This is a genomic window from Pseudomonas sp. HN8-3, assembly GCF_020790195.1.
GTDB lineage: Bacteria > Pseudomonadota > Gammaproteobacteria > Pseudomonadales > Pseudomonadaceae > Aquipseudomonas > Aquipseudomonas synxantha_A.
On record NZ_CP086206.1, the window covers coordinates 5,194,068 to 5,206,616 of the forward strand.

Sequence of the window (12,549 nt, forward strand, 5' to 3'; positions counted from 1 at the left end):
ATTTGCCCCCGCCGCCGCCCTGGCCCTCGAAAACTCGGGCGGCGACGGGGTTTCAACCAGGCCGGTGAAGGCGTGAGCTTTCATCGGCTTTTTTGCATCAGGCGGCCAGGGCGAAGTCTTGCGGCGCGTCCTGAATCCCGACCAGGCCCACATCGGCAGCGGCGAACGCAGCCGAATCCTGATGCGCCACACCGGCGGCGGCCAGTTGGTCGAAGGTGGAGTTGACCGACAGGCTTGGGTCGATGCCCTTGAGCAAGGTGTCGATTGCCGAGGCCAGCGCCGAACTGTCACCGCTCATCAGGCCGTACACGATTTTGTGCACCTGGCCGTCACGGCCCTCGGACTGCAGACTCGACAGGCCCAGGTTGGTGAAGCTGACTTCCTGGTTGGCGATGCTGTAGCCACCGCTGGTTGCGCCACCGGCGAGGGTATCGCCCAGGGTCAGGCCATCGAGCGAGCCCCACAGGGTGTGGGTCGGCGGATTGAACAAGGTGTAATGCAGGCTGCCTTCGGCAACCACTGCCGCATCACTGACGCTGCTCGAAACGCCATATTGGGTGCCGTCGAACGGCCCAGGATTGAAACCACCGGTGTTCGCACCCTCTTTGACCGAACCTTCACGGTGGTTGAGATCACCGAAGTAGGCCGACCAATCGCTCAGGTACTGGGCGACGGTGCTAGCGGCGTAGGTCGTGCTGTATGAAATAGAAATGCTCATGCAAAACTCCAAGTCATTGGGTGGTCACTCCGCAGCAAGCAATTGCCTGCTGTGGTTTTGCCCGTTACTGGGCAAAAGCGGTCAGAACTGATATTCAACGGTGCCCTGCAACGTACGCCCACGGCCCAGGGTGAAGGCCAGCACATCGCCCAACGGCACCAGGTAGGCGCGATCGGTGACGTTTTCCATGGCCAGGCGCAGGGTCAGTTGATCGGTGGCGCGGTAACTGCCGTAAAGGTCATAGACGGTGTAGGGCTTCCAGTCGGCGGGGTAGACGCCGGTTTGCGCGGTGGTCACCCCGGCGGCGCCTTTGACGTAGTAGCCCGCGCTGTAGCGAGCGCGCACGCCCACATCCAGCTTGCGTTCAAGGAACCGTGCGCCCAGGGTGGCGGTGCCACGGTCCATGGGCATGTGTTCGGAAGAGCCCAGGATCGCGCTGCAACCCACGCCGGCATTGGCCGCATCGTCCGGTACCATCGCATCCACCGGCGCCCGGTTGCCGGGCCGCTTCTGGGTTTTGGTCACGCCGCCGAGCCAGGCGGTTTTGCTGCAGAACTTGTTGCTGCCGAGCATCCGCGTGTAGTTGAACTGGCCGTAGGCAAAGCCGGCGTCGTAATCGAGCTGGTACTCAAGGCCACGAAAACGCGTGGTTTCCAGGTTGTTGACGTAGGCCGCACTGCCGATATTGACGTTGCCATAGCCGGGTGGCTGCACGCCCAGGGCCATATAGGAAAAGTCATCGACCCGGGTGTTGAAGTACGACACTTTCATGCCCGCGCGATCATCGGCGAACAGCAGGTCTTGCTTGAGCACATTGAACCCGACTTCCCACGCAGTGGATCGCTCCGGCTTGAGGTAGGGGTTGGGGAGAATCGACTCCGAACCACCGCCATGGGGCCGACCGCTGACCAGGGCTTCGGTCACCGCCGGCGGACGCCAGCCCTTGCCGTAGGTGGCGAAGAGCTGCAACCAATCGACGCCGGGCTTGATCGACAGCCCGAAGGTCGGGGAGAAGCGGCCCTCCTCGCGATCCACGTCGTAATTGACCGGCACCCCAATCTGGCGGGTGGTGCCGAGGATGAACGTGCGGGTGTTCAAGCCGGTTTCGCCGCGCAGCCGATAGCGGTCATAACGCAAGCCGGCGTTGAGGTTCAGCCAACCGTCGTAGTCCAGATCCAGGCGCCCGAACACGCTGCCCATCGCGCGGTCGCCTTTGGGCGTGATGCTTTCCGCCGCCGACGCCGTCAGCGCCGAGCCGGCTTCTACGGCCTGGTTGGAATCGGGCCGAACCTTATCGTAGAAAAACTCCAGCCCGTAGTTGGCCTTGAGTGCGGCCAGCTCGGTCAGGGCAAAGGTCGAGGTGTTCTGCGCCTGCACGCCATAGGTATTGGTTTGATAGGTAACGTCGTAACCCTTGCTGATCCCCCGGGCCAGCGTGGATTGGTCATTGCGCGTATCCACATGGTAAAGCTTGGCCTTGAAGTCGATCAGCGGGTTGTCCGGTGCATAGCTGTAATCCAGCGCGAAGTTCTGCGCCTTGACGTTGCTGCTGCCGAGCTTTTCCCACAACTGGGACTTTTCGGCGGTCATCATGTTGACGTCGTCGTAGTCGACCTCGGTGACCAGGTAGCTCAGTTGCAGACGCTGATCAACTGGCAGGTTGAGCCCCAGCTTGAGCAGGCGCGAGCGCATCACCGAGCCTGAATAGGCGACCGTGCTGTGCTTGATGCGCTCTTCACTGGCCGGCATGTACGCCGCACCGGTACGCAGCTCGCCGATGCTGCCCTTGGTGCCGGGGTTGTAATCGCCCAGGTGACGCTCACTGGCGGCCACCAGCATGTCCCACACGTCGGTCCCCACGGCAAACGCCGAACTGCCGATAAAGTGCGTGCCGTTGCTGCGCCCGCCCAACCCGGTGGTGAGGCGAATGCGCCCGCCGATTTGCTTGCCGTCCTTGAGCAGGTCGGCGGCCTCCACGGTACGGAAATTGGCCACCCCGCCAATCACGCCCGCCCCGCCTTGGGTTGAGGTCGCGCCCTTTTCGATCACCACTTCGGACAACAACTCGGGGTCGACATACAGCGTGCCATTGCGTTGCTGGTGGCCGCTCTGCTGGTAATTCTGACGCATGCCATCGACCGACATATTGACCCGGCCATAGTCCTGGATACCGCGGATATTCACGGACAGGCCAGGGTCTTGCTGGCTGACGGCGGAGTAGACGCCGGGCGCCTCTTCGAGCATCTCGGCAGCATGGCGTGGCGGGTTGCGGTCCAGTTGCTCGCGATCGACCACGCTGACCGAACGTGGTGTTGAATACACCCAGTCCTGCTTGTGCAGGCCGGTGATGGTGGTGGTCCCCAAGGCCAGCGCTCCGGCCTGTTGCTCGACGCGGGTCAAGGTGACCTGGCGCTCGCCGGTGAAACGATATTCAACCGGTGCGGCACCCAGCAGGCGGCCAAGACCTTCCTGCACGTCGAAGCTGCCCTTGAGCGCGGAGCTGCTCAACCCTTGCAGGCGCTGGCTGTCGAACAGTACTTGCAGGCCCGCCTGATCGGCGAACGCCAGTACTGCACTGCCCAGGGATTGCGCGGGAATGTCGAACCTCAACACAGCGGATTGGGCTGCGCCAGCCGCAGGCTGCACGGCATGCACCGGCGCGGCGACGGCAAACAATCCCAAGTGAATGGCCAGGGCCAACCGGCTGCCGGTGATACGCCCCTTGGTGAGTGCTGACATGTGTGGTTATCCCTGCGCTAAGCGTTTCTTGTTTATGCGAATGCTTCTCACCTAGCAAGACGCGCGAGACGCGAGAAGTCAGTAAGGCTTTTTAGAAATTTTTAATGAGGGTTTGAAAACCAGCCCGCGTGTGGCGGGGGAGCTTGCTCCCGCTCGACTGCGCAGCAGTCGCAAGCAAGCTTGCTCGCCACAGGACAGAGCTGCTGCCGATAACGCGAAAGGTCAATAGATCAGGCTGAGGCCGGCCAGGTCCAAGCGTTGCACTTGAAGTTCCTGGGTCAGGGTGGCGAGTGCGCTGTCGAGCATGTCCAGGCGGAAGACGCCGCTGACTTCGCGCTCACCCAAGGCCGCGTCGGTCAACACTACCCGCCCGGGGCGGTAACGGTTGAGTTGCTCGATAACCTTGGCCAACGGCTGGCGGTCGAAGATCAACACACCGCGCCGCCAACTGGTGGCGCGGTCCACATCAAACTGATCAAGGCTGACCACGCCGTCACTTAGGCTGTAACGCGCAGCCTGGCCTTGCTGCACAACGCGCTCGGCCGGGCCGGTGGTCGGTGAGGCCTGCATAGACACCTCGACGCTGTGCTGCAGCACGCCGACCCAGGCCTGGCTCTGGCCCTCACGCTCGACCACAAACCGCGTGCCCAGCGCCCGGGTCTGGCCCCCGGCGCTGTGCACCACGAACGGCCGGGTTTCTTCGCCTTTCATCGGCGCCACATCAAAAACCGCCGAGCCCTGGAGCAGGCTGATACCCCGCTGCACGCCATCGTAATCCAGGCGAATGGCGCTGGCGGAATCCAGCTCCACCCTACTGCCGTCCGCCAGGTGCACCGTGCGCACCTCTCCCTTTTGCGTGACGTAGTCGGCCTGCATGTGCAGCAACACGTCGGGCCCGCGTAGCCAGCCGACGCCGGCCACCACCACGACCAGCGCCACAGCGGCTGCACGTTGCCACGGCCTTCTGCGTTTGGTGCGGCGCACGGGCGGGGTCGGCGCGGCTGGCCGTTGTCGGTGTACGGGCTCGTCCTTATGTACTTCACCCAATGCCGCCCAGGTCTGCTCGGCAAACCGCAGCGCCCCTTCGTGACGGCTGTCGCGGGCGATCCACTGGCGCAACTCGGCCTGCTCCTGTTCGCTCAGGGCACCGGCGTGCAGGCGCACCGCCCATTCGGCAGCCGCCTCGGTAATGCTGTGCTGTTGCGGACCCTGGCTATTCACGTGTGAATCTCGAATTTTCGTTATGTAGACGCTCTGACGTCTGGCCTGGCATTTTTCGGTAATTCATTCGTCGGATGGCGCCACCTCGCCTTCCTGCAAGCGCTGCATCACATAGGCCAACGCCTTGGCCAGATGCTTTTGCACTGAGCTGTCGGAGATAGCCAGGTGCCGGGCGACCTGGGCGTGGGTCATGCCTTCGATACGGTTCAAGCGAAAAATCTGCTGGGTGCGCTCCGGCAGTTCCGCCAGTGCCTGCTTCAATGCCTGTCGCTGTTGCTGCGCCATTGCCTGAGCCTCCAACCCGGCCACGTCATCTTCGATCTCGGCCAGCGCCTCATGGGGCACGGTGTCGGTCTTGCGCCGCGCTTCCTGACGAATATGGTCGATCAGCAGATTGCTTGCCGTTCGATAGAGATAGCCCTGGGAGTTGTCGATGCGCTCACCGGCCGGTTTTTCCGCCAGCCGCAGGAAGCTCTCCTGCACCAGGTCTGCGGCCAATTGCGGGTCCCGTACCTTGCGCGCCAGATACCCGCGCAGGGTATCGGCGTGCTTGAGAAACAGGCCCTTGAGATCCACGTCCGACAAACCGACTCCCTGGAATGTATAGGAAACAGGCGGGCATCTTAAGCGTTGTCGAGAATGATTTTCAATTGATATCTAATCTGATCGGGCCGTAAGAGGTTGTTGATAACAGTTCGATAACCGCACAGATCCGCTGCGATCAATTGACCAAACTAACCAACCAGTACATTTTACCCACATAACCAATAAGAACTGTGGAGATCCCGCTATGCCGCCCATCGTGCTGGTGCTCAACGGCCCCAACCTCAACCTGCTCGGCACCCGCGAGCCGGCCACTTATGGCCATGAAACCCTGGCTGACATCGCCGCCCTGTGTGGCCGCAGCGCCACTGAACTCGGGCTGAAAATCGAGTTTCGCCAGACCAACCACGAAGGCGAACTGCTCGACTGGATCCACGGCGCCCGTAACCGTTGTGCGGGTATCGTGATCAACCCGGCAGCCTGGACCCACACCTCGGTCGCGATCCGCGATGCGCTGGTGGCCAGTGAAGTGCCGGTGATCGAAGTGCATTTATCCAACGTGCACGCGCGCGAAGCGTTTCGTCAGCATTCATTTGTATCGCCCATCGCCAAGGCCGTGCTGGCCGGGTTTGGCAGCCACGGCTACCACCTGGCGCTTGAGCACTTCAGCCAGACACTCAAGGGACGCGCCTGATGAAACCGCGCATTCTCGCCGGCCTGATCGGCGCCGGTATCCAGGCTTCCCGCACCCCTGCCCTGCATGAACTCGAGGGTGACGCCCACGGCCTGCGCTACCTGTATCGCCTGATCGACCTTGAGCCGCTGCACCTGGACCTCGACGCCCTGCCGGAATTACTGCGGGCCGCCGAGCTGATGCACTTCAACGGGTTGAACATTACCTACCCGTGCAAGCAGGCGATCCTGCCCCTGCTTGATGACTTGTCCGACGAGGCCCGGGGCATTGGTGCAGTCAACACCGTGGTGTTCAAGGACGGTAAACGGATCGGCCACAACACCGATTGCCTGGGCTTCGCCGAAGGGTTTCGCCGCAACTTGCATGACGTTGCCCGCCGACACGTGGTGCAGATGGGCGCCGGTGGCGCGGGCGCAGCGGTGGCCCATGCGCTGCTGGCAGAGGGGGTCGAGCACTTGAGCATTTTCGACGTGGACGCCTCCCGCGCCCGCGACCTTGTGGATAACCTCGCGCAGCGCTTCGGCCCTGGTCGTGCCCAGGTCGGCACTGATCTGAAAAATGCGATGGCCGAGGCCGATGGTTTAGTCAATACCACGCCGATGGGCATGACCAAGCTGCCCGGCACACCGGTCCCCGCTGCGTTGTTGCGGGCAGGGTTGTGGGTTGCGGAAATCGTGTATTTCCCGCTGGAAACCGAACTGCTGCGCGACGCCCGCGCATTGGGTTGCCGCACCCTGGATGGCGGCAACATGGCGGTGTTTCAGGCGGTGAAGGCGTTTGAGTTGTTCAGCGGTGAAGTGGCGGATGCAGACAGGATGCTGGCGCACTTCCAGAGCATGAATGGCTGACTGCCGAAACAGAGTTCAAATGTGGGAGGGGCGGTGCGACGATTCGACTTGCCCCCTCCCACATTGGCCCAGCGCTGAACTCAGGCTTGCAGGTAGCGCAACACCGACTCGCAGATCATCTCCCGGTGCCGGTGCTTGATCGCCTCATCCGACAGTTCGATCTGGAATATCTCGCTGAAGGTATGCCGGTTGGAGACCCGGTAAAAGCTGAACGAATTGATCAACAGGTGCACGTCCAACGGCTCCAGCCCTTCGCGAAACAACCCAAGTTCGGCGCCACGGCGCAAGGTCTCGCCCAGCCCTTCGAGGATCTTGCTGTTCATCGCCTTGATGGTCTCGGTGCGTTTGACGTACTCGGCGTTGTGGATATTTTCGATGCTGACGATGCGCACGAAATCCACGTTCTGGTCATGGTGATCGAAGGTGAATTCCACCAGCCGGCGAATCGCCTCACGCGGCTCCAGGGCCGTGAGGTTCATGCGGGTTTCAGTGTTGCGGATATCGCCGTAGAGCTTCTCCAATACCTCGACGTATAACTGCTCTTTACTGCCGAAGTAGTAATAGATCATGCGCTTGGAGGTGTGGATACGCTCGGCGATGGCGTCCACGCGAGCGCCGGCCAGGCCCTGTTGAACAAACTCGACAATGGCTTCCTGGAGAATATTCTCGCGGGTCTTTTCCGGATTGTTCTTGCGACTCTTGCGCGGTGCGTCAGCTACCGCGGGGAGATCGGGACTCGGGGTCATGGTGCGCTCACGGCCATTGTTTGCAAGCGCTGATTATGGGCCGCGGCGCTTCCCGAAGGAAGCACCTGCCTGCGGTTATAGCCGGGCCTGGCGTACCGCCCCACTGCGCGACTTGGCCATCGCCGCCAGACGCACCGCTACGTTGGCCGCGCCGTAGCCGGCATAGCCGTTCTTGCGCTGGATGATCTCGAAGAAAAACCGCCCTTCGAACGCCTCGGTGTACACATGAAACAACTCACCGCCCTGGGCGTCGCGGTCGTACAGCACGTTGTAATACGCCAGCTCACTGAGGAACTCATCGTCGAAATCGAAGCGCGCCGCCAGGTCGTCGTAATAGTTGAGTGGAATATCCAACAACGGCACGCCGGCCTCTTTGGCCCGGCGCACCTCGGCGAAAATATCCGCACAATCGAAGGCAATATGGTGCACGCCCGAACCGCGATAGCTGGAAAGCGCGTGGGAAATCGCCGTATTGCGGTTTTCGGAGATGTTCAGCGGCAGGCGAATCGAACTGCAACGGCTGCGCAACGCACGGCTCTTCACCAAGCCGTAGGGGTCGGGCAGCACCACTTCGTCATCGGCTTCGAAATCCAGCAGGCTTTTGTAGAACAGCACCCAACTGTCGAGGCTGTCCGCCGGCAGCGCCATGGCCATATGATCGATGCGCAACAAGCCACCGCTGGCGGGTGTGGCCGCTTGCAGGTTGAAATCGGTGTCGTACAGCCCGCCTTCGCTGGGGTCCACCAGGTAGATCAGGCTGCCGTCCGGCGCACGCACCGCGGCCAATTCCAGCTCGTTGGGGCCGACCAGGCCGCGATAAGGCTGGCCCTTGTAGGCCACCGCCCGCTCCAGGGCCTTGGCGCTGTCCTTGACCCGAATCGCGGTGGCGCACAGCGATGGGCCATGGGCCTCGAAAAAGTTGTGGGCGAAAGAATAGGGTTCGCAGTTGAGGATCAGGTTGATGTCACCCTGGCGCAACAGGCTCACATTCTTCGAGCGATGCTGACCGGCCTTGGCGAAACCCAGGCGCTCCAGCCAGTGGGTCAGTTTGGCGCCGAGGCTTTCATCCACGGCAAATTCAAGAAACTCGATACCGTCATATTCGCTGGCCGCCGGGGTTTCAAACAGGATGTCCACGGGCGCAGCGGGGGCTTGTTCAGCCAGGCGTTGGCGGGTTTTTTCTTCCAGGTATAACAGTGACCGCAAGCCATCCGCCGCATTCGCCCGAGTCGGCGCGGCGCGGAAACCGTCGTTGAAAATTTCCAGGGACAACGGCCCGGTGTAGCCACTCTGGATGATTGGAGCAAGAAAGCCCGCCAGGTCGAACTCGCCCTGCCCCGGGAAGCAGCGGAAATGCCGGCTCCACTCCAGCACATCCATGGCCAGGATCGGCGCGTCGGCCATTTGCACAAAGAAAATCTTGTCGCCGGGGATCTGCGCAATGGCGCTGGGGTCGCCCTTGAGCGACAAGGTGTGGAAGCTGTCGAGCAACACGCCCAGGCTTGGGTGATCGATCTGGCGCACCAGGTTCCACACCTGCTGCCAGGTGTTCACATGCTTGCCCCAGGCCAATGCTTCATAGCCGATGCGCAGGCCACGCTTGCCCGCGTGTTCGGCCAGCAGGCTCAAGTCATCGAGCAGAATACGTTCGTCGCCCACGCTGTCGGCCGAGGCATTGCTGCACACCAATACCAGGTCGGTGCCCAGCTCTTGCATCAAGTCAAACTTGCGCTCGGCGCGCTCCAGGTTGCGCGCCAGGCGATCGCGGCGGCATCCTTCGAAGTCGCGAAACGGTTGGAACAAGGTGATGGCAATGCCCAGGTCGGCGCACATCTGCCTGACTTCCCGGGGGCTGCCGTCGTAATACAACAAATCGTTCTCGAAGATTTCCACCCCATCAAACCCGGCGGCGGCAATAGCCTCAAGCTTTTCCGGCAGTGTGCCGCTCAAGGACACAGTGGCAATAGAACGTTGCATGGAAGACTCCCGGCAATTGTTGTTTGTGGCAAATTATTCGCCCCCAGCCTACAGGCAGCAATTGAAATGTACGAACCGGTTAGTTTTTGGTGCGATTATCGAACACTATGCCCCTTTGGCGAATTGACGACTTTTTAACCACTGCGCACCATCGACCGGGCAATTCGCTCATGTAACAAAGACCCAGAACACACCATAAGAATTTCAAAAAAACGGGTACGACCTCATGCCTCTGCAAAATCCAGCCCTGGCCACGCGCCCGGGCAACCCGCACGCCGGCATCGGCGACAAGATCCGCGGTGCCCTGGCCGTGGGTAAAACGCGCTGGGGCATGCTGGCCTTGGTGTTTTTTGCCACCACCCTGAACTACATCGACCGCGCCGCCCTGGGCGTGATGCAACCGATCCTGGCCAAAGAAATGAGCTGGACGGCGATGGACTACGCCAACATCAACTTCTGGTTCCAGGTCGGCTACGCCATCGGCTTTGTGCTGCAAGGCCGCCTGATCGACCGCGTAGGCGTCAAGCGCGTGTTCTTTTGCGCCGTGCTGCTGTGGAGCCTGGCCACCGGCGCCCACGGTCTGGCCACTTCGGCGGTGGGCTTTATGGTTTGCCGATTTATCCTCGGCCTGACCGAAGCCGCCAACTACCCCGCCTGCGTCAAGACCACACGTTTGTGGTTCCCGGCGGGAGAACGTGCGGTGGCCACCGGCATCTTCAACGCCGGCACCAACGTCGGCGCGATGATGACACCGATGCTGCTGCCGTTGATCCTGCACGTGTGGGGCTGGCAGGCGGCGTTCCTGTGCATGTCGGCACTCGGTGCGATCTGGCTGGTGTTCTGGGGGTTGAAGTACTACAACCCGGAAGACCACCCAAGCGTTAAACAATCGGAACTGGACTACGTGCAACAGGAAGTCGAGCCCGAACAGCCCCGCGTGCCGTTCAGCCGTATCCTGCGTATGCGTGGCACCTGGGCCTTCGCCATCGCCTACGCGCTGACCGCGCCGGTGTTCTGGTTCTACCTGTACTGGCTGCCACCGTTTTTGAACCAGCAATACAACCTGGGCATCAACGTGACGCAGATGGGCATTCCGCTGATCATCATTTACCTGACCGCCGACTTCGGCAGCGTGGGAGGCGGGATTCTGTCGTCATTCCTGATCGGCCGCGGGATGAACTCGATCAAGGCGCGGCTCTTGTCGATGCTGCTGTTCGCCTGCTGCATCGTCGGTGTGATCATGGCGGCCGGCTCCAGCCAGCTGTGGGTCGCGGTGTTCGCCATCTCCCTGGCCATCGGCGCCCACCAGGCCTGGACCGCCAACATCTGGAGCCTGGTGATGGACTACACGCCCAAGCACATGATGAGCACGGTGTTCGGCTTCGGCGGCATGTGCGCGGCCATCGGCGGCATGTTCATGACCCAGATCGTCGGCCATATCCTCACGGTGACCAACAACAACTACACCGTGCTGTTCACCCTGATCCCGGCGATGTACTTCATTGCGCTGACCTGGATGTACTTCATGGCACCGCGCAAGATTCCTACCGTCGACCTTTGACCTACCTGCGCCGCTGCTGCCAGGCAGCGGCCAACCCGCTCATGCAGATCACCCCGATACCGACCACCGTGGTTGTATCGGGGGTATGGCTGAACACCAGCCAGCCCAACAACCCCGCAAACACAATCTGGCAATAGCCAAACGGCGCCAGCAAGGCCGGCGCCGCAAAGCGGAACGCCTGGGTGAGCATCAGGTGTGCCGTCATCCCGCAGGTCCCCAGTGCCAGCATCAGCACGCCATGCCACAGGCTCGGCACCTGCCAGAAGAACGGCACCATGGCGCTCATGACCAGGGTATTGCACAGCCCGGCGAAGAAGTTGCTGGTGGTCGGCGTATCGAACTTACTGAGGATGCGCGTCAACAGTTGGTAAAAACAGAAGAACGTCGCCGAACACAACGGCAACAGCACCGCCGGCGTGAACAGTTCGCCGCCGGGATGGATGATTACCAACACCCCGATAAAGCCGCAGATCACCGCCAGCCATTGGCCGCGTGTCACGTGTTCGCCCAACAGCGGCACCGACAGCGCTGTCACCAGGATCGGCGCGAGGAAGTTCACCGCAGTGGCTTCGGCCAATGGGATGTAGTGCAATGCGGCGGTGAAAAACAGGCTGGTGCCCAACAGGCACAATGCCCGCACCACCTGCATACCCGGGCGCTTGCTGCGCAGTACGCGCAAGCCTGATTGCGGCAGGAAGATCCCGGCCATCAGCAGGGTGTGCACCAGGTAGCGCGCCCACACCACCATCACAATGGGGTAGAACCCGGCCAGGTATTTGGACAAGGCGTCGTGGCTGGAGAACAGGAACGTCGCCACCACAATCAGCAGGATGCCTTTGAAGGGATGGTTGACGCCTGAGAGGGGGGTACTGACAGTCATGGAATTCTCTTGCTGGCGGGCTGAACGCGATGGTACTCAACCCGGTAATCTAGCAGCCGGGCCAGCGCCTGCTCCAAGAGCATAACCAAACAGCGGGCGAACAGCGCACTAAATCACTGGAATCGAGTCCAACCCTGCACGCTCGCCCAGGCGTTGCACACTTTTTAATCAAGGCCTTGCCGCTATGAAAAAAATCCTCTTTGTTCTGTCTGCCCTCGCCCTGCTTACCGCCTGCGATAAAGCCAAGGAAGCCCCCAAGCCCGCGCCGCCGTCTGTACAGGCGACCCTGGTGCCGCAAACGCCCCCCACCGATCAATGGGTCGGCAAATGGATCGGCGTCGAAGGCTTGCACCTGACCATCGCCAAGGACGACAGCATCGGCCGCGGCCACTACCTTCTGACCATGCAATACGGCCTCGACGCCGACAGTTCCGGCACCTTCAAAGGTGAAGCGAACGAAGATGGCATCGCCTTCACCCGCCCCGACGGCCCGCAGCTGTTGCGCGCCGGAGACGGCGCCGCCACCGGCCTGAAATGGCTGGCGGATAAAAAAGACTGCCTGATCGTGACCACCGGCGAAGGCTATTGCCGTTAATACCGACCATAATCAATCACGGTTAGC

At 61.5% G+C, this 12,549-nt stretch carries 11 protein-coding genes; 4 read left to right on the forward strand and 7 right to left on the reverse strand.

Translation table 11 applies throughout. From position 1 onward, the window contains the following. Window positions 1-97: 97 nt before the first annotated feature. The 4 genes from LJX92_RS23070 to LJX92_RS23085 all read right to left on the reverse strand — a co-directional run bounded on the left by LJX92_RS23070 (window position 98) and on the right by LJX92_RS23085 (window position 5,263). Window positions 98-718: a heme acquisition protein HasA gene (locus tag LJX92_RS23070; protein ID WP_228309004.1), complete on the reverse strand. Its 621-nt coding sequence runs from the start codon at window positions 716-718 to the stop codon at window positions 98-100. 81 nt (window positions 719-799) lie between these two features. Next, the gene (locus LJX92_RS23075) at window positions 800-3,457 is read right to left on the reverse strand and encodes a TonB-dependent receptor (RefSeq protein ID WP_032879374.1); all 2,658 of its coding nucleotides are present in this window, start codon (window positions 3,455-3,457) and stop codon (window positions 800-802) included. A 222-nt stretch (window positions 3,458-3,679) separates the two neighbouring features. Next, on the reverse strand, window positions 3,680-4,678 hold the full coding sequence (locus LJX92_RS23080) for a FecR family protein (protein ID WP_228309005.1): 999 nt from the start codon (window positions 4,676-4,678) through the stop codon (window positions 3,680-3,682). Window positions 4,679-4,741: 63 nt separating this feature from the next. Next, entirely contained in the window at window positions 4,742-5,263 is a 522-nt protein-coding gene (locus LJX92_RS23085) for an RNA polymerase sigma factor (protein WP_032879370.1), read from the reverse strand. 205 nt (window positions 5,264-5,468) lie between these two features. On the opposite strand from LJX92_RS23085, the gene aroQ reads away from it, so the two are divergent. Together aroQ and LJX92_RS23095 are read left to right on the forward strand one after the other, a co-directional pair. Then, window positions 5,469-5,915, forward strand: coding sequence for a type II 3-dehydroquinate dehydratase (gene aroQ, locus LJX92_RS23090; RefSeq protein ID WP_005791645.1), 447 nt, complete (start codon window positions 5,469-5,471; stop codon window positions 5,913-5,915). Beyond that, entirely contained in the window at window positions 5,915-6,763 is an 849-nt protein-coding gene (locus LJX92_RS23095; RefSeq protein WP_416309124.1) for a shikimate dehydrogenase, read from the forward strand. Before aroQ ends, LJX92_RS23095 begins: the two co-directional genes overlap by 1 nt. Before the next feature lie 80 nt (window positions 6,764-6,843). Here the strand turns inward: LJX92_RS23095 and LJX92_RS23100 are convergent, their stop codons facing one another. Further along, the gene (locus LJX92_RS23100) at window positions 6,844-7,509 is read right to left on the reverse strand and encodes a TetR/AcrR family transcriptional regulator (RefSeq protein WP_032879366.1); all 666 of its coding nucleotides are present in this window, start codon (window positions 7,507-7,509) and stop codon (window positions 6,844-6,846) included. A 75-nt stretch (window positions 7,510-7,584) separates the two neighbouring features. Beyond that, complete coding sequence (gene quiC, locus LJX92_RS23105) at window positions 7,585-9,486, reverse strand: 3-dehydroshikimate dehydratase QuiC (RefSeq protein WP_228309006.1); 1,902 nt, start codon at window positions 9,484-9,486, stop codon at window positions 7,585-7,587. Between the two features lie 226 nt (window positions 9,487-9,712). On the opposite strand from quiC, the gene LJX92_RS23110 reads away from it, so the two are divergent. Further along, window positions 9,713-11,047 carry an MFS transporter gene (locus tag LJX92_RS23110; RefSeq protein ID WP_032879362.1) on the forward strand — a complete coding sequence of 445 codons (1,335 nt, stop codon included), beginning with the start codon at window positions 9,713-9,715 and terminating at the stop codon, window positions 11,045-11,047. A gap of 1 nt (window position 11,048) precedes the next feature. On the opposite strand, the gene LJX92_RS23115 is transcribed toward LJX92_RS23110, so the two are convergent. Next, on the reverse strand, window positions 11,049-11,927 hold the full coding sequence (locus LJX92_RS23115) for a DMT family transporter (protein WP_005791650.1): 879 nt from the start codon (window positions 11,925-11,927) through the stop codon (window positions 11,049-11,051). A gap of 184 nt (window positions 11,928-12,111) precedes the next feature. On the opposite strand from LJX92_RS23115, the gene LJX92_RS23120 reads away from it, so the two are divergent. Beyond that, window positions 12,112-12,522 (forward strand): membrane lipoprotein lipid attachment site-containing protein, encoded by a 411-nt coding sequence (locus LJX92_RS23120; RefSeq protein ID WP_032879360.1) that lies wholly within the window; start codon window positions 12,112-12,114, stop codon window positions 12,520-12,522. Window positions 12,523-12,549: the final 27 nt, after the last annotated feature.